The organism is Paraburkholderia sp. J69-1, assembly GCF_905220255.1.
GTDB lineage: Bacteria > Pseudomonadota > Gammaproteobacteria > Burkholderiales > Burkholderiaceae > Paraburkholderia.
The window spans coordinates 98004-114739 of sequence record NZ_CAJMZG010000027.1 but is presented as its reverse complement, the minus strand read 5'-3'; the positions used below and the strand labels follow the sequence as shown (position 1 = coordinate 114739).

Sequence of the window (16736 nt, the reverse complement as noted above, 5' to 3'; positions counted from 1 at the left end):
ATGGCCGGTCGTTGGCGCCACGTTCGTGCTGCTGCACACGGCACAGGACAAGCCGGACCAAGGCAAGGAAACGCTCAAGTTCTTCGACTGGGCCTTCAAGAACGGCACGCCGGCTGCTGACAGCCTCGATTACATCTCGCTGCCGCAATCGGTTGTGAGCGAAATCAAGACGCAGTGGAAGGAAAAGGTCAAGGACGCTAGCGGCAAGGCTATCGCCGAATAAGGCGGTTTGACCGTGTAGCGCAACGGGCCGCCGCGAAATCCGCGTGCGGCCCGTACTGCTTCCTGCTTATGCGTTATGCATCCGTAATCAGGTTGCAAAACAGTCGTAAATCACCCGCTACGATGTACCGCCCTCGGGCCTTCAGCCGGTCGCATGACCGCGCCGGGGCGGCAGGCGGTTTCAGAACCGCATCAACGTCGTGAGCCTTGCTCGCGGCAACTGGATACAGGTCATCATGTCCGACGTCCCGCTCGTCTCGAACCCGCCCGGCGGCAACGCGCAACAACAGGCGCCCAGCCCGGCAGGGGACATCATTTTCGGCGGCCTCGCGCGCGGCGCCGCCATCGTCACGTTGCTGCTGCTCGGCGGCATCATCGTGTCGCTGATCGTCGCTTCGATGCCGACGATCCAGAAGTTCGGCCTCTCGTTCCTGTGGACGGCCGAATGGGATCCTCCCAGCGACCAGTTCGGCGCGCTCGTGCCCATCTACGGCACCATCGCCACGTCGATCATCGCGCTCGTTATCGCTGTGCCGGTGAGCTTCGGCATCGCGCTGTTCCTGACTGAACTCTCGCCCGCGTGGCTGCGCCGCCCGCTGGGTATCGCCATCGAACTGCTGGCCGCGATCCCGTCGATCGTCTACGGCATGTGGGGCCTGCTCGTGTTCGCGCCGATCTTCGCGCAATACTTCCAGCGCCCGCTTGGCCATCTGCTCGGCGACGTGTGGCTGATCGGACCGCTGTTCCAGGGCCCGCCGATCGGTATCGGCATCCTGTGCGCGGGCGTCATCCTCGCGATCATGATCATTCCGTACATCGCCTCGGTCATGCGCGACGTGTTCGAAGTCACGCCGGTACTGCTGAAGGAATCGGCTTATGGCATCGGCTGCACGACCTGGGAAGTGATGTGGAAGATCGTGCTGCCTTTCACCAAGACCGGTGTGATCGGCGGCGTGATGCTCGGCCTTGGCCGCGCGCTCGGCGAAACGATGGCCGTGACTTTCGTGATCGGCAATACGAACCTGCTGGACAACGTCTCGCTGTTCTCGCCGGGCAACAGCATTACGTCGGCGCTCGCCAACGAGTTCGCCGAAGCGGGCCCGGGCCTGCACACGTCGGCGCTCATGGAGCTCGGCCTGATCCTGTTCGTGATTACCTTCATCGTGCTGGCCATCTCCAAGATCATGCTGCTGCGCCTTGAAAAGTCGGAGGGTGCGCGATGAGCGAGCCGATGCTGAAAATTCCCGGAGCGATCTACGGCTCCGAGCTGGACAAGATGCGCGGCAAGCTGCAAAGCCGCCGCCGCGTGACCAACGCGATTGCGCTGACGATGTCGCTCGCCGCGATGGCTTTCGGCCTGCTGTGGCTCGTGTGGATTCTCTATACGACGCTCTCGCTGGGCCTTGGCGGTCTGTCGGTCGAGCTCTTCACGCAGTCGACGCCGCCGCCGAACACCGATGGCGGCGGTCTGGCCAACGCGATCGTCGGCAGCCTGCTGCTGGTCGGTATCGCCACGGCCGTCGGCACGCCGATCGGCATTCTGGCGGGCGTGTATCTCGCCGAGTACGGCCAGAAGGGCTGGCTCGCGAGCGTGACGCGCTTCATCAACGACATTCTGCTGTCGGCGCCGTCGATCGTCGTGGGTCTGTTCGTCTACGCGCTCGTGGTGGCCAAGATGGGTCACTTCAGCGGCTGGGCCGGTGCGATTTCGCTGGCGCTGCTGCAGATTCCCATCGTGATCCGCACGACCGAGAACATGCTCAAGCTGGTGCCGAACGCGCTGCGCGAAGCGGCCTTCGCACTGGGCACGCCGAAGTGGAAGATGGTGCTGTCGATCACGCTGAAGGCGTCGATCGCGGGCATCGTGACGGGCGTGCTGCTCGCGATCGCCCGTATCGCCGGCGAAACCGCGCCGCTGCTGTTCACGGCGCTGTCGAACCAGTTCTTCTCGGCCGACATGAATCAGCCGATGGCGAACCTTCCGGTCACGATCTACAAGTTTGCGATGAGCCCGTTCTCGCAGTGGCAATCGCTTGCGTGGGCCGGTGTTTTCCTGATCACGTTGGGCGTGCTGGGTCTGAATATCCTTGCACGTACCATCTTTTCGAAAAAGTAAGGGCGGAGTCCATCCGATGAATATGGCAGAGAGTCACCTCAACACTACCGCGCCGTCCGGCTTCGACCCCGCCCAGGGCAACCGTGGTGCGATGTCGTCGCGTCCGAAGATCGAGGTCAAGGATCTCAACTTCTTCTACGGCAAGTACCACGCGCTCAAGAACATCAACCTGCAGATTCCCGAAGGCAAGGTGACGGCGTTCATCGGCCCGTCGGGCTGCGGCAAGTCCACGCTGCTGCGCACGTTCAACAAGATGTACGCGCTCTATCCGGAACAACGCGCCGAAGGCGAGATCCTGATGGAAGGCGAGAACCTGCTCACGACGAAGCGTGACATCTCGCTTTTGCGCGCGCGCATCGGCATGGTGTTCCAGAAGCCGACCCCGTTCCCGATGTCGATCTACGACAACATCGCGTTCGGCGTGAAGATGTTCGAAAAGCTGTCGCGCCCGGAAATGGACGACCGCGTCGAATGGGCGCTCACCAAGGCCGCGCTGTGGAACGAAGTGAAGGACAAGCTCGGCCAGAGCGGCTACGGCCTCTCGGGCGGTCAGCAACAGCGTCTGTGTATCGCACGCGGTATCGCGATCCGTCCGGAAGTGCTGCTGCTCGACGAACCGTGCTCGGCGCTCGACCCGATTTCGACGGGCCGTATCGAAGAGCTGATCGCCGAACTCAAGAGCGATTACACGGTGGTGATCGTCACCCACAACATGCAACAGGCCGCGCGTTGCTCGGACTACACTGCGTACATGTATCTCGGCGAGCTGATTGAATTCGGCGATACCGAGAAGATCTTCATCAAGCCGGTCCGCAAGGAAACGGAAGACTACATCACGGGCCGCTTCGGCTGATCCGTCTGGTAGCACATCAAGCGGAAGAAGGGAGAAAACACATGTCCGACAAGCATCTGTCCAGCCAGTTCGACGCCGACCTGAACCTCGTTTCGTCGAAGGTTCTGGAAATGGGCGGCCTCGTGGAATCGCAGATCATCACGGCGATGCAGGCCCTGAACGAGTTCGACGGCGAAGCCGCCGAGCGCGTGATCGCCGCCGAAGAGCGTCTGAACACGATGGAAGTCGAGATCGACGAAGAGTGCAGCAACATCATCGCGCGTCGCCAGCCGGCGGCACGCGACCTGCGCCTCGTGCTCGCGATTTCGAAGACCATCACGAATCTGGAACGCGCCGGCGACGAAGCCGAAAAGATCGCCAAGCGCACCAAACGCCTGATGGAAGACGGCAACTCGCGCGCGGTCAATATCGCCGAGATCAAGGTCTCGGGCGAAATGGCCGTGTCGATCCTGCGCCGTGCACTGGATGCGTTCGCGCGTCTGGACACGGTGGCCGCCGCGCAGATCGTGCGCGACGACAAGGCCATCGACGAGGAATTCCGCGCGTTCGTGCGCAAGCTGGTGAGCTACATGATGGAAGATCCGCGCACGATTTCGGCGGGCCTCGACTATCTGTTCATCGCCAAGGCGATCGAGCGCATCGGCGACCACGCGAAGAACATCGCCGAATTCATCATCTACATCGTCAAGGGCACCGACGTGCGGCACAAGTCGCGCGACGCGCTCGAACGCGAAGCGCTGAGCTAAGTTGTCCAGCGGGCGGTCCGGAATGCGCCTTGAGGGCGCATTTCAAACGTCGAGTTCTGAAATCGATACCGCCCATGTCACTTTCGTTATTCGTATCAACTGGTCTTAAGGTCAAGAGGTGCCGATGCCTAGCAGCATTCTCGTCATCGAAGATGAGCCCGCTATTTCCGAGCTGATTTCGGTGAACCTGCAGCACGCAGGTCATTGCCCGATCCGCGCCTACAACGCGGAGCAGGCGCAGAATCTGATCAGCGACGTGCTGCCCGATCTCATCCTGCTCGACTGGATGCTGCCGGGCAAGTCGGGCGTGAATTTCGCGCGCGACCTGCGCAACAACGAGCGCACGAAGCATATTCCGATCATCATGTTGACCGCGCGCGGCGACGAACAGGACAAGGTGCTCGGCCTCGAAATCGGTGCCGACGACTATGTCACCAAGCCGTTCTCGCCGAAGGAACTGATGGCGCGCATCAAGGCGGTCCTGCGCCGCCGTGCACCGCAGCTCACGGAAGACGTGGTGGCGATCAACGGCCTGAAGCTCGATCCGGCGACGCATCGCGTGGCGGCTCACGCGGAAGGCTCGGAGATCAAGCTCGATCTCGGCCCGACCGAGTTCCGCCTGCTGCACTTCTTCATGACGCACCCGGAGCGCGTGCACAGCCGCACGCAACTGCTCGATCAGGTCTGGGGCGATCACGTGTTCGTGGAAGAACGCACCGTGGACGTGCATATCAAGCGCCTGCGCGCCGCGCTCAAGCCGGCAGGGTGCGATGCTATGATCGAAACGGTGCGCGGCAGCGGCTACCGTCTCGCGAAGAGCGCATAACGCGCTTCTGCGCCAGGCTGATCAGCCGCAGTCACACACCGGCGTCGCATTGCGTGCGGCGCCGGTGCTCCGAATCCGCAGCGCCCCGGTACGGACAGTCACTCTCTTCGATCGCAGGAACATGAACATCATCTGGGCGCGCGCCCTCGTATCGATCGTGCTGCTTGCGCTCGTCTGCACGGGCGTTGGCGCGATTGTCGGCGTCAAGTACGGACTGGCCCTCGCCGTGGTGGCGCTGGTCGGCCAAATGGTTTTCAGCACCTTCCACAAGCAGCGCCTCTGGCGTCTGCTCGATGCTCCCGTGTACGGCGAAGTGCCGAGCGCGCCGGGCGTGTGGGGGGAAATCTACTACCGCCTGCACAAGCTCGCGAAGCGCTGGCACGCCCAGGTCCGCCAGGTCGAGCAGCAGCATTCGCGTTTCATCCAGGCAATCCAGGCGTCGCCCAACGGCGTGGCCATGCTCGACGATCACGATCAGATCGAGTGGTGCAACGCCATCTCCGAAGTCCACTTCGGCCTCGACGCCAAACGCGATCTGCGCCAGCACATCACCCATCTCGTTCGCCAGCCCGACTTCGTGCGCTATCTGAATTCGCACGACTACAAGGACATGCTGATCATGCGTGGCATGGGGACGAAGCGGCAGAACGTGCTGTCGGTGCAGGTGTTTCCGTACGGCGATAACCGCAAGCTGGTGCTCTCGCAGGACATCACCGAACTCGAGCGCACGGACGCCATGCGGCGCGACTTCGTCGCCAATGTCTCGCACGAACTGAAGACGCCGCTCACGGTGCTCTCGGGCTTCCTGGAGACGATGCGCGAGTTGCCGCTATCCGAAGAAGAGCGCATGCGCTACTTCGATCTGATGGAGCAGCAGGCGTCGCGCATGCGCCATATCGTGACCGATCTGCTGGTGCTCGCCAAACTCGAAGGCGAAGCGCGTCTGCCGGGCGACCAGATCATCGACATGCGTGCGGTGCTCGGCCACGTGCGCGAGGACGCGGAAAGTCTCTCGGGCGGCCATCACCGTATCAATGCCGATTTCGATGATGGCTTGAGCGTGACCGGTTCGGAAACCGAAGTGCTCAGCGCGCTGGGCAATCTCGCCACCAATGCGGTGCGCTACACGCCGGAAGGCGGCACCGTGCAACTGTCGTGGCGTCTTGAAGGCGGCAACGCGGTGTTCTCGGTGACGGATAGCGGCTACGGCATTCCCGCGAGCGATATTCCGCGTCTCACCGAGCGTTTTTATCGCGTCGATCGCAGCCGTTCGCGCGATACCGGCGGCACGGGGCTGGGGCTTGCGATCGTCAAGCACGTGCTGCAACGCCACGATGCCGCGCTCGAAGTGAAGAGCGAGGAAGGGCGGGGTAGTACCTTCACCGTGCGCTTTCCGGCCGCGCGCACGACGCGGCGTCAGCCTGCGCCGGTTTGAGGTGAATCGCTGAATTCCGCCGGATAGCAGAAGAAGAAAAAGCCGCTTCGTCATCCAGACCGAAGCGGCTTTTTTGCATCTTGCGCCTTAAACACCGGCGCAAGACAGCGTTACGGACAGAACTTCGCCAGCAGGCTCATCTGCGCATTGCGGATGGCTTTGCCCGCGCGGCGGCGCTTGTAGTGGCCGTCGCTTTGCATGAGCCACGCCGATTGATTGTCGCCGAGGAAACACGACAGACCTTCGGCGATCACGCGGCGCTTCAGACGTCGATCGTGAATCGGGAACGCGACTTCGACGCGGCGGAACAGATTGCGATCCATCCAGTCGGCGCTCGACAGATAGACGTTTTCCGCGCCGCCCGCATAGAAGTAATAGATGCGATGGTGCTCGAGGAAGCGCCCGACGATCGAGCGCACCGTGATGTTCTCCGAGAGCCCCGGCACGCCCGGCTGCAGCGAGCACACGCCGCGGATGATCAGATCGATCTTCACGCCGGCCTGCGATGCTTCGTACAACTCGTCAATCACCGTCGGTTCGAGCAGCGCATTCATCTTCGCGACGATGCGCGCTTTCTTGCCTTCGCGCGCGGCCTGAGCTTCGGCGCGAATCGCCTCGACGAGCTTCGGATGCAGCGTGAACGGCGACTGCCACAGTTCGTGCAACTGCAGTTCGCCGCCGATACCCGTGAGCTGCTGGAACACGTGATGCACGTCCTCGCAGGTTTTGGGTTCGGACGTCATCAGGCCGAAATCGGTGTACAGACGTGCGGTGCGCGGATGATAGTTGCCGGTGCCCAGGTGAACATAGCGGCGCAACTGCATGCGGCCGTTCACGGGCGTGCGGCGCACGATCAGCATCATCTTGGCGTGGCACTTGTGGCCGACCACGCCATAGACCACATGCGCGCCCACGGCTTCGAGCTGCGAGGCCCAGTTGATGTTGGTTTCTTCGTCGAAGCGCGCGAGCAGTTCGACCACCACCGTGACTTCCTTACCGTTGCGCGCGGCCTGCATGAGCGCGTCCATCAGCGGCGAGTCGGTGCCGGTGCGGTAGATGGTCTGCTTGATGGCGACCACGTTCGGATCGTTGGCGGCCTGCAGCAGCAGTTCCAGCACCGGCTGGAAGCTCTCGTACGGATGATGGAGCAGCACATCGCCCTGATCGATCACGTCGAACATATTGCCGCTCGCGGCGATACGCTGCGGAATCGCAGGCACGTGCGGCACGAACTTCAGGTCGGGACGATCGACCATCTCGGGCAACTGCATCAGGCGCACGAGATTGACGGGGCCATCGACGTAATAGCAGTCCTTTTCGTCGAGTCCGCTTTCGTCGAGCAGACGGCGCACCAGATGCACCGGCGTTTCCGCCGACACTTCCAGACGCACCGCATTGCCCAGATGGCGCGCGGGCAATTCGCCCTGCAGCGCCACGCGCAGATTGGTGATTTCGTCTTCGTCGACGAACAGTTCGCTGTTACGCGTGATGCGGAACTGGTTGCAGCTACGCACCACGAGGCTCGGGAACAGTTCGCCCACGAAGCGCTGCAGCAGCGAGCCGAGCAGCACGAAGCCATGCTGGAAACCCGACAGTTCCTGCGGCATGCGCACGAGGCGCGGCAGCGCGCGCGGCGCCTGCACGATACCCATCACGGCCTGACGCCCGAAGGCATCCTTGCCTTCGAGTTCGACCACGAAGTTCAGGCTCTTGTTGAGCACGCGCGGGAACGGGTGGGCGGGATCGAGGCCGATCGGCGTGAGCACGGGCAGCAGTTCGTCGAGGAAGTACTTGCGCGCCCAGGCGGTCTGCGCTTCGTTCCAGGCGTCGGTGCCGTGAAAGTAGATGCCTTCGAGTTCGAGCGCCGGCAGCACGGTGTCGTGCAGCATGCGGTACTGGCGATGCACGAGACGCTGCGCGCGCTCGACCACGAGGTCGTACACGTGTTGCAGCGACATGCCGTCGGGCGAGAGCGCGCCGGGGTTGTCGCGCATCTGTTCCTGAAGCCCGGCCATGCGGACTTCGAAGAATTCGTCGAGGTTGCTGCTGGTGATACAGATGAAGCGCAAGCGCTCCAGCAAGGGAACGGATGGGTCGGCGGCCTGTGCGAGCACACGCTCGTTGAATCCCAGAATGCCCAGTTCGCGGTTAAGGAGTGGATAGCGGATGGACATTGGTATTGAAAGCGGAATTTCAGGGGATGATTCGAACGGACGCTCGGAAATTCTCACAGTAATGTGACTTTATTGTGACATTGGGTGTGTCATAAATTTTACGCTGCAAATTCACGCTCCCGACACTCTGGAAAGTAATGATGCACAGTGGGTCAAGGCGTCCAAAAAGGGCGTTCCTTGCCGTCTGCTGACGATTACCTGAGCGAGGAGCGCCATGGGGAAGTCGGGTACGCTTAAAATGGCATATTTGGACAATGCGGCCGCCGCTCAGCGAGCGAGAATGGCTGCGTTCGCACGCATGGAGCCCGCCCCCTCGATGGTCACCAATCCGCAACTGCTTGCCGCCGTCGATCTCGGTTCGAACAGCTTTCGTCTGATCGTCGGCCGGGTCGAGGAAACCGACGCCGGCAGCCAGATCTATCCCGTCGATGCCTTGCGCGAACCCGTGCGGCTTGCCGCGGGTCTGTCGAAGGACAAGATGCTCGACCGCGCCTCGCAGGTGCGCGGCTGGGACGCGCTCAAACGCTTTGGCGAACGCCTGCGCGACTTCCACCCGGATCACGTGCGCGCCGTCGCCACCAACACGCTGCGCGTCGCCAAGAACGCGCGCGAATTCCTTGTCGAAGCCGAAAAGGCGCTCGGCTTCCCGATCGAAGTGATCGCCGGGCGCGAAGAAGCGCGCCTGATCTACGCGGGCGCCGCGCACTCGGTCCCGGCGAGCGCGGGCAAGCGCTTCGTGGTGGACATCGGCGGCGGCTCGACGGAATTCATCATCGGTTCGCACTACACGCCGATCCGCATGGAAAGCCTGTATATCGGCTGCGTGAGCCATAGCCGGCAGTTCTTCCCGGCCGGCAACGTCGACGAATACACCATGCGCCAGGCCGAACTGGCCGCGTCGCGCGAAATCCAGATCATCTCGGCCGATTACCGCAAGACCGGCTGGGATCAGGCGATCGGCTCGTCGGGTACGGCGCGGGCGCTGGCCGAACTGGTCGAAGCGAACGGTTTCAACGATCCGGGCATTACGCACGGTATTTCGCGCGGCGGCCTCGAGCGCCTCAAGCGCGCGCTCATCAAGGCCGAGAACGTCAACCGCCTGAAGCTCGTCGCGCTCAAGCCGGACCGCATTCCGGTGCTGGCGGGCGGGCTGTCGATCATGATCGCGGTGTTCGAGGAACTGGGCATCGACTACGTCGATACCACCGACGGCGCGCTGCGTCTGGGCGTGCTGTACGACCTGCTGGGCCGCTCGCAGCACGAAGACATGCGCACGGTCACGGTGGAGGGCTTCATGCGCCGCTACGGCGTGGATCGCGCGCAGGCGAGCCGTATCGGCGAACTGGCGACGAGTTTCTACGACCAGTTCGAGGAAGCCGACGAAGAGCGCCGCGAAGAAAACCGCATGTTCCTGAACTGGGCGGCGTCGCTGCACGAGATCGGTTTGTCGATTTCGCATAGCGCGTATCACAAGCATTCGGCCTATATCGCCAGCAACGCCGATATGCCGGGCTTCTCGCGCACCGATCAGGCGCGTCTGGCGGCGCTGGTGCTCGGCCACGTGGGCAAGCTCGGCAAGCTCTCGCAGACGCGCGACGTCGAATGGCCGCTGCTGTTCTGTCTGCGTCTGGCGGCGCTGCTGAGCCGCCGTCGCGCCGATGTCGGTTTGCCGAAGATCACCGTGGTGCAGGAGCACAACGGCTACGAAGTGATGTTGCCAAACGCGTGGGTGCAGAACAATCCGCTCACCGATTACAACCTCGTTCAGGAAGCGGCGGAGTGGGGCAAGATCGGCATTCCGTATCGTGTGGTGTATACGGACGAGTGATCGTGTTCGAATCGACGAGCCCGGCCGCGCGCCGGGTTTCTCCCGCGGATCGCTGAAAACGACAAAGCCCGGCTTCAAGCCGGGCTTTGTGTTTCTAGGCGCGGTTTCGGCGCGCCGCGCTTAACCGAGGAAGTGGCGCGCGTAACGCTCGTTGATGTCCGACAGGCGGAACAGCGTGAGGAAGTCGGCGGTATTGAAGTCGGGGTCCCAGGCCGGTGCGCCGCAGATCTTCGCGCCCAGGCGCAGATAACCCTTGATCAGCGGCGGCGGCACGGCCGACGCGCCGGTGCGCAGTTCTTCGACCGGCAGCGGCGTGTGCGGGAAGGCGCGGTATTCCGGGTCCGTCAGCGCGTCCGCGCCCATCGAGACGTACAGATTCGCCGCATAGTGACCGCCGTCGACCATCGCGACGCTCGCGCAGCCGAGCATCGTCTCGTAGCCGTTGTGCTTCATGTACGAGCCCAGACCGCCCCACAGCGACATGATGACGGAGCCGCTGCGGTAGTCGGGGTGCACGCACGAGCGGCCCACTTCGACCATCTTCGGGCGCAGGTGCGCGAGACGCGAGACGTCGAATTCGCTTTCGGCGTACAGGCGGCCGATGCGCGTGGCCTGGTGCGGCGGCAGCACGCGATAGGTGCCGACGACCTTGAGCGTGTCGAGGTCGCGGACGAGCAGGTGATCGCAGTAATTGTCGAAGGTATCGACGTCAAGGCCAGCCGGGCCGGACAGACGTGCGCCCATTTCTTCGGCGAACACGCGGTAGCGCAGGCGCTGGGCCTCGCGCAGTTCTTCGTCCGTGCGCGCCCAGGCTACCTGCAAGCGGTGCTGCGCGGTGACCGTCTCTTCGGCACGCGGCAGGCTCCGATTCGACTCGAAGAGGCTCGAGGCAAACGGCAGGGAGGGCGTCGGCAGATCTCGCATGGGGCGTCCTGTTCGAGAAGTAAGAGAACTTTCCCGGCAATGTAGTAAGACGCGGTTACGGTTCCATGAAAACGCAATGACGATTCGATGACGGGCTGTAAGCCGAAGGCAATGCAGCGGTGGCGCAAGCCCGCGCGGAGCCGTCTGTGCGGGGCCGCACACGGCTTTGAGGGGAAAGGTCAGGGCGCCGCAGTAAGACGGCGCGCAGGATGCGGGATGGGTAGGTTGTTGGATCGGCGCGACGCCGGGGGTTGCAAGGCGCCTGAGCGCGGCAGATGCGCTTCAGACCAGATCGGGCGTGATGGCGGCGAGCAGGACCGCTTCGCCATCGCCGTTGCGCTCGCGGCTCTTGACCCAGTAGACGCCGGACTTCTTCACGGCCCAACTGCGGCGGATGGCGCCGCTTTCGCTGACTTCGTTGCCGAGCAGGCGCGCCAGCACCTCGCCAAGCGTCGGCTGATGGCCGACCACCACGACGGTCGAGGCGAGGCCCTCAGGCCAGCCAGCGGCCTCCAGCACGGCTTCCACGCTGGCATTGGGGGCAAGTTCGCGCACTACGCGGTACTGGTCGGTGAGCGCCTCGGCGGTCTGCATCGTGCGCGCGGCCGGACTCGCGAGGATCAAAGCGTCCTCGGGCAGGCGCGTGCGCAGCCAGCGCGCGACGCTCTGCGCCTGCTTGCGCCCATGCGTGGTGAGCGGGCGGGCGAGGTCGCTGGCGGCGATTTCTTCGGCTTCGGCGTGGCGCCAGAGGATGAGGTTCATGGGCGGCTCTCCTGGGGGGATGGCGGAATGCCGCCATTGTAGTGGCGAGGCCAGGGCAGGATGACGTCAGGCGCGCACGGTCTGGCCGCGCTCGCGCCTGAGCGCACGACCCGGATCAGGACGCGTTGCCCGCCGTCATGCTGAGCGCGACGGCCTGCGCCACTTCGATGCCGTCGATGGCCGCCGAATAGATGCCGCCCGCGTAGCCCGCGCCTTCGCCGGCCGGATACAGACCTTCGACGTTCATGCTCTGATAGTCGTCCTTGCGGCGAATGCGCAGCGGCGACGAAGTACGCGTTTCCACGCCCGTGAGCACCGCATCGTGCATCGCGAAGCCGGCGATCTTGCGATCGAGCTGCGGCAGCGCTTCGCGGATCGCTTCGATCACGTAGTCGGGCAGCGCCGTGCTCAGATCGGTCGGCGTCACGCCCGGCTTGTACGACGGCACCACCGAACCCAGCGACGTCGACGGCCGCCCGGCGATGAAGTCGCCCACCAGCTGGCCCGGCGCCTGGTAATTGCTGCCGCCGAGCTCGAACGCGCGCTCTTCCCACTTGCGCTGGAACGCGATGCCCGCGAGCGGACCGCCCGGATAATCCTCCGGCGTGATGCCGACGACGATGCCCGCGTTGGCGTTACGCTCGGCGCGCGAATACTGGCTCATGCCGTTGGTGACCACGCGGCCCGGTTCGGACGTCGCCGCCACCACCGTGCCGCCCGGGCACATGCAGAAGCTGTAGACCGCGCGGCCGTTATTGGCGTGGTGGACGACCTTGTAGTCGGCCGCGCCCAGTTCCTTGTGGCCCGCAAACTTGCCGAAGCGGCTGCGATCGATCACGCCCTGCGGATGCTCGATACGGAAACCCAGCGAGAACGGCTTGGCTTCCATGAAGACGCCGCGATCGTGCAGCATCTGGAAGGTGTCGCGCGCGCTGTGGCCGACGGCCAGTACGACGTGGTCGCACGGCAGCGTCTCGCCATTCGAGAGCTTGAGCGCGCGCACCTTGCCGTTTTCGATATCGATGTCTTCGACACGGGTTTCGAAACGCACTTCGCCGCCCAGTTCGTGGATGGTCGCGCGCATCTTTTCCACCATGCTGACGAGGCGGAACGTGCCGATGTGCGGACGGCTCAGGTACAGGATGTCTTCCGGCGCGCCCGCCTTGACGAACTCCTCCAGCACCTTGCGGCCGTAGTGGTGCGGGTCCTTGATCTGGCTGTACAGCTTGCCGTCGGAGAACGTGCCGGCGCCGCCTTCGCCGAACTGCACGTTCGACTCCGGGTTCAGCACCGACTTGCGCCACAGGCCGAAGGTGTCCTTGGTGCGCTCGCGCACGGCCTTGCCGCGTTCGAGGATGATCGGACGAAAGCCCATCTGCGCGAGGATCAGCCCGGCGAACAGACCGCACGGCCCCATGCCGATCACCACCGGACGCTCACGCGTCGAATGCTCGGGCGCCTTCGCCACGAAGCGGTAGGTCATGTCCGGCGTCGGGCCGACATGCGGCTTGCCGGCGACCCGCTTGAGCACCTTCGCTTCGTCCTTGACCTCGATATCGACGATGTAGGTCAGCTTGATGTCCGAACGCTTGCGCGCATCGTGCGCGCGGCGGAACACGGTGAAGCTGACGAGGCCGTCCGCCGGAACGCCGAGATCCGCGAGGCGCTCCCGAATCGCGGCTTCAAGTTCGCTTTCGGCGTGGTCGAGAGGGAGTTTGACTTCGGATAGACGTAACATGAGTGCCAGGGTGCGGTCGCCACGGGATTCGTGGCCGATCTGTATTTTATAAGTTCGGCGGCTTTGCCAATGCAAAGGAGCCGCAGGACGAAACGCGAGCGCTTGTTTGACGGAGCCGGCGTGCGGGGTGAGCGCTGGCGAACCCGGTCGAGCGACCGCAGTTGATGTTGGGTTTGTTTTCCCTGGGGGGCAGGAAAAAGAAAGGGGCTACAGGCCAATGGCGTGTAACCCCTCGGTATTGCTGGTCGGAGCGATAGGATTCGAACCTACGACCCTCTGATCCCAAATCAGATGCGCTACCAGGCTGCGCTACGCTCCGACGAATCGTGGATTGTAGCGTCACTATTGCCGCGGCGTCAAATGGGTTTGTATCGCAAGGCGATATTTTTGTGCGGGCCGGGTTGGTGTGGCGTGCGTATGCCGCGTATTTGCCGTGCATGTGCCACTGTGCATACCGCTGGCAAGGCGGATTTTCCTCTGCACCGTCCCTAAAAAACCTCCTTCCAGGAAGCGTCACAAATACTGTATAAATATACAGGATAACGGCGCTCACTCATGCGTCCCGGAAACGTCCTCGTCATGCCCCATCCAGCGTCGGGCAGGGCGTCCTATTTTCTTTTTCCAGAGCGCGATCATGGCAGCAGCACTCCAGCTAGCGGCGACACACCTGCCGCCCCGGCTGCAAAGCCGGATCTGGCAGGGCAACCAGGTCGCCTGCGCGAGCGGGCGCACGGTGTCCAGCGGCCATGCCGCGCTCGATGCGCTGCTGCCCGGCGCGGGCTGGCCCGCAGGCAGTCTGACCGAGTTGCTGGTCGAGCAGGGCGGGATCGGCGAAATGCGTCTGGTGGCGCCCGCGCTGCGCGCGCTCACGGCGCGGGCCGGGCGCCACGTGCTGCTGGTCGCGCCGCCGTGGCGGCCCTATGCGTGCGCGCTCAAGGCGTGGGGCATCGCGCTCGAACGTCTGGTCTGGATTCGCGCGAGCGAGGACGAAGCGCCGTGGGCTGCCGAGCAGGCGCTCAAGCAGGACGGCATCGGCGCGGTGCTGCTGTGGCAGCCCAAGGCGCGCGCCGACGCCCTGCGTCGTCTGCAGGTCGCCGCGCAGGATTCGCAGGCGCTGGCTTTTCTGATGCGTCCGCCCGCGGCGCGCAACCAGTCGTCGCCGGCGCCGCTGCGCATGGTCTGCACGCCGGTGCCGCCGCCCGAAGCGGACACGCGCCTGAATCGCCGGGAGTGGATGCAGTTCACCGGCGTCAGCGTCGAAATTTTCAAGCGTCGCGGGCCGCCGCCCGCCCAGCCACTCGTCGTCACTTTGCCGTTGCAGGAGTCGGTGCTGCCCCAACCGGGCGCCGCGCCGGCCATGCCATGGCCCGGGGTCAATCATGCTGTGGATCGCCGTCACCTTGCCGTTGTTGCCGCTGGAGGCCGTGCGGCCGCCGCTTCCGCCGACCGGGGCGATCGCGTCGATCGCGTCGTCTGAAAGCGCAGCGCGCAGCGAAGCAGCCCAGCCCGAACGCTGCTACGCGCTCGCCGATCACGCGCGCATCCTGATCGCCGATCGCGATGCGTTCCGCCTCGGCGTGCAGCCCGGCAGCACGCGCGCGCATGCGCTGGCGCTCGCGCCCGGCCTCGTGCTGCTGGAACCCGATGCGGCGCGCGAGACGCGCACGTTCGAGGCGCTGGCGCTCGCGTTGCTCGCCTATACGCCGAAGGTGTCGCTCGCGCAGGCGGCGGGGCAGCCGCATACGGTGTTGCTCGAAGTCGGCTCCGGGCTGCGGCTGTTCGGCGGCGTGCGCGCGCTGCTGGCGAGAGTCGCGGCCACCGTGGCCGATTGCGGTCACGCCGCGCGCATGGCCTGCGCGCCCACCGCGTGGGGCGCCTGGACGCTCGCGCAGGCGCATGCGTGTGCCGGTGCGCACGCCGCGCGACGCTTCCACGTGCTCAAGGACAGCACGCTCGCCCACGCGCTCGACGCGCTGCCGGTCACGCTCGCGCCGTTCGCCGCGCAGCACGAACACGCGCTCACGCAGATCGGCTGCGCCACGCTCGGCGATCTGCGGCGTTTGCCGCGCGACGGCATCGTGCGGCGTTTCGGCGATGGCGTGCTCGCCTGGCTGGCGCAGGCGCGCGGCGAGGCGCCCGATCCGCGTGCGTGGTTCGTCGCGCCGCCGTCGTTTCTGGCCGCGCTCGAATTGCAGGCGCGCGTGGAAAGCGCCGAAGCGCTCCTGTTCGCCGCACGCCGCCTCGTGATGCAGCTGGCGGGCTGGCTCGCCGCGCAGCATGGCGCGCTGTCCGGTTTCGAGCTGCGTCTGGAGCACGAACTGGCGTCGCGTCACGCGTCGCGCACCTCGAGTCTGCGGCTCACGTGGGCGGCGCCTTCGCGCGACGCCGCGCATCTGCTGTGGCTGCTGCGCGAAAAGCTCAACCAGACCGAGCTGATCGCGCCGGTGATCGGCCTTGCGCTGGTCGCCGATCAGGTGAGCGAGTACGCGCCGCCTACCGACACGCTGTTCCCGTCGCCCGAGGCATCGGATGCGTCGCTCGCGCAGCTGTTCGAGCGCATCGGCGCGCGCATCGGCGAGCAGAACGTGTTGCAGCTGTTCGTCGAGGACGATCATCGGCCCGAGCACGCGATGTCGGCGCGCACGTATCGCGCGCCTACGCGTCGCCAGGCGTCGCGCAAGCCGGGCAAGTCGCATAAGCCGAATGGGCGCGCTGCGGCGCAGGAAGCGCTGGAAGAAAGCGCGCCGGTGCAGAGCGCCTTCGATCTGCCCGAGGTGCCGCTGCCTGCCCAGCCGCGCCCGGCATGGCTGCTCGAAAAGCCGCTCAAGCTGGCCACGCGCGACGACCGGCCGGTGTATCGGCGGCCGCTCAAGACGCTCACGCGCACCGAGCGCATCGAAGCGGTCTGGTGGGACGGCGAGGGCGTCGGGCGCGACTACTACGTGGCCGCCGACGATCAGGGGCGCATGTTCTGGCTTTACCGCGAACGCATCGGCGGCCAGTGGTATCTGCAAGGGCTGTTTGGCTGACCACGTCGGCTGACCACGTGGCCGATGGTTTGGCTCATATTGGCCGCCGCATTTTTTAACGCATCATGTCGATCCACGGAGCG

The 16736-nt window shown here is 64.6% G+C and carries 13 protein-coding genes, 1 tRNA gene and 1 pseudogene; 10 read left to right on the top strand and 5 right to left on the bottom strand.

Annotated elements, in window-relative coordinates; genetic code table 11:
- The 7 genes and pseudogenes from U5A67_RS35470 to phoR form a co-directional block, all read left to right on the top strand.
- Positions 1-223: pseudogene (locus tag U5A67_RS35470) on the top strand (phosphate ABC transporter substrate-binding protein PstS); the annotation flags it as partial.
- A 235-nt stretch (positions 224-458) separates the two neighbouring features.
- Positions 459-1445 carry a phosphate ABC transporter permease PstC gene (gene pstC, locus U5A67_RS35465; RefSeq protein WP_205986576.1) on the top strand — a complete coding sequence of 329 codons (987 nt, stop codon included), beginning with the start codon at positions 459-461 and terminating at the stop codon, positions 1443-1445.
- Positions 1442-2338 carry a phosphate ABC transporter permease PstA gene (pstA, locus tag U5A67_RS35460; RefSeq protein ID WP_205986575.1) on the top strand — a complete coding sequence of 299 codons (897 nt, stop codon included), beginning with the start codon at positions 1442-1444 and terminating at the stop codon, positions 2336-2338. Before pstC ends, pstA begins: the two co-directional genes overlap by 4 nt.
- A 16-nt stretch (positions 2339-2354) precedes the next feature.
- A complete protein-coding gene (pstB, locus tag U5A67_RS35455; RefSeq protein ID WP_027817260.1) occupies positions 2355-3191 on the top strand; it encodes a phosphate ABC transporter ATP-binding protein PstB in 837 nt (278 codons plus the stop codon).
- A 41-nt stretch (positions 3192-3232) separates the two neighbouring features.
- The gene (gene phoU / locus U5A67_RS35450) at positions 3233-3937 is read left to right on the top strand and encodes a phosphate signaling complex protein PhoU (RefSeq protein ID WP_027817259.1); all 705 of its coding nucleotides are present in this window, start codon (positions 3233-3235) and stop codon (positions 3935-3937) included.
- Between the two features lie 124 nt (positions 3938-4061).
- Positions 4062-4763: a phosphate regulon transcriptional regulator PhoB gene (gene phoB, locus U5A67_RS35445; RefSeq protein ID WP_027817258.1), complete on the top strand. Its 702-nt coding sequence runs from the start codon at positions 4062-4064 to the stop codon at positions 4761-4763.
- Between the two features lie 121 nt (positions 4764-4884).
- Positions 4885-6198 carry a phosphate regulon sensor histidine kinase PhoR gene (phoR, locus tag U5A67_RS35440; RefSeq protein ID WP_205986574.1) on the top strand — a complete coding sequence of 438 codons (1314 nt, stop codon included), beginning with the start codon at positions 4885-4887 and terminating at the stop codon, positions 6196-6198.
- A gap of 110 nt (positions 6199-6308) precedes the next feature.
- On the opposite strand, the gene ppk1 is transcribed toward phoR, so the two are convergent.
- Positions 6309-8372: a polyphosphate kinase 1 gene (gene ppk1, locus U5A67_RS35435; RefSeq protein ID WP_205986573.1), complete on the bottom strand. Its 2064-nt coding sequence runs from the start codon at positions 8370-8372 to the stop codon at positions 6309-6311.
- A gap of 238 nt (positions 8373-8610) precedes the next feature.
- On the opposite strand from ppk1, the gene ppx reads away from it, so the two are divergent.
- Positions 8611-10200, top strand: a complete 1590-nt coding sequence (gene ppx / locus U5A67_RS35430) for an exopolyphosphatase (protein WP_415768080.1) — start codon at positions 8611-8613, stop codon at positions 10198-10200.
- Between the two features lie 120 nt (positions 10201-10320).
- Here the strand turns inward: ppx and U5A67_RS35425 are convergent, their stop codons facing one another.
- The 4 genes from U5A67_RS35425 to U5A67_RS35410 all read right to left on the bottom strand — a co-directional run bounded on the left by U5A67_RS35425 (position 10321) and on the right by U5A67_RS35410 (position 13943).
- Positions 10321-11124, bottom strand: coding sequence for a GNAT family N-acetyltransferase (locus U5A67_RS35425; RefSeq protein WP_321817935.1), 804 nt, complete (start codon positions 11122-11124; stop codon positions 10321-10323).
- 282 nt (positions 11125-11406) lie between these two features.
- Complete coding sequence (gene sixA, locus U5A67_RS35420; protein ID WP_321817936.1) at positions 11407-11886, bottom strand: phosphohistidine phosphatase SixA; 480 nt, start codon at positions 11884-11886, stop codon at positions 11407-11409.
- 115 nt (positions 11887-12001) lie between these two features.
- Positions 12002-13624, bottom strand: a complete 1623-nt coding sequence (locus U5A67_RS35415; protein WP_321817937.1) for an NAD(P)/FAD-dependent oxidoreductase — start codon at positions 13622-13624, stop codon at positions 12002-12004.
- A 242-nt stretch (positions 13625-13866) separates the two neighbouring features.
- Positions 13867-13943, bottom strand: a tRNA-Pro gene (locus tag U5A67_RS35410).
- A gap of 315 nt (positions 13944-14258) precedes the next feature.
- Here U5A67_RS35410 and imuA point away from each other — a divergent pair.
- Together imuA and U5A67_RS35400 are read left to right on the top strand one after the other, a co-directional pair.
- The gene (gene imuA / locus U5A67_RS35405) at positions 14259-15101 is read left to right on the top strand and encodes a translesion DNA synthesis-associated protein ImuA (RefSeq protein ID WP_321817938.1); all 843 of its coding nucleotides are present in this window, start codon (positions 14259-14261) and stop codon (positions 15099-15101) included.
- Positions 15004-16653: a DNA polymerase Y family protein gene (locus U5A67_RS35400; protein ID WP_321817939.1), complete on the top strand. Its 1650-nt coding sequence runs from the start codon at positions 15004-15006 to the stop codon at positions 16651-16653. Before imuA ends, U5A67_RS35400 begins: the two co-directional genes overlap by 98 nt.
- The last annotated feature ends 83 nt before the right edge of the window (positions 16654-16736 follow it).

What these genes read in the sequence shown, in the direction of transcription:
- pstC (WP_205986576.1), top strand. Translation starts at nt 459, where the DNA reads ATGTCCGACGTCCCGCTCGTCTCGAACCCGCCCGGCGGCAACGCGCAA.
- pstA (WP_205986575.1), top strand. Translation starts at nt 1,442, where the DNA reads ATGAGCGAGCCGATGCTGAAAATTCCCGGAGCGATCTACGGCTCCGAG.
- pstB (WP_027817260.1), top strand. Translation starts at nt 2,355, where the DNA reads ATGAATATGGCAGAGAGTCACCTCAACACTACCGCGCCGTCCGGCTTC.
- phoU (WP_027817259.1), top strand. Translation starts at nt 3,233, where the DNA reads ATGTCCGACAAGCATCTGTCCAGCCAGTTCGACGCCGACCTGAACCTC.
- phoB (WP_027817258.1), top strand. Translation starts at nt 4,062, where the DNA reads ATGCCTAGCAGCATTCTCGTCATCGAAGATGAGCCCGCTATTTCCGAG.
- phoR (WP_205986574.1), top strand. Translation starts at nt 4,885, where the DNA reads ATGAACATCATCTGGGCGCGCGCCCTCGTATCGATCGTGCTGCTTGCG.
- ppk1 (WP_205986573.1), bottom strand. Translation starts at nt 8,372, where the DNA reads ATGTCCATCCGCTATCCACTCCTTAACCGCGAACTGGGCATTCTGGGA.
- ppx (WP_415768080.1), top strand. Translation starts at nt 8,611, where the DNA reads ATGGCATATTTGGACAATGCGGCCGCCGCTCAGCGAGCGAGAATGGCT.
- U5A67_RS35425 (WP_321817935.1), bottom strand. Translation starts at nt 11,124, where the DNA reads ATGCGAGATCTGCCGACGCCCTCCCTGCCGTTTGCCTCGAGCCTCTTC.
- sixA (WP_321817936.1), bottom strand. Translation starts at nt 11,886, where the DNA reads ATGAACCTCATCCTCTGGCGCCACGCCGAAGCCGAAGAAATCGCCGCC.
- U5A67_RS35415 (WP_321817937.1), bottom strand. Translation starts at nt 13,624, where the DNA reads ATGTTACGTCTATCCGAAGTCAAACTCCCTCTCGACCACGCCGAAAGC.
- imuA (WP_321817938.1), top strand. Translation starts at nt 14,259, where the DNA reads ATGGCAGCAGCACTCCAGCTAGCGGCGACACACCTGCCGCCCCGGCTG.
- U5A67_RS35400 (WP_321817939.1), top strand. Translation starts at nt 15,004, where the DNA reads ATGCTGTGGATCGCCGTCACCTTGCCGTTGTTGCCGCTGGAGGCCGTG.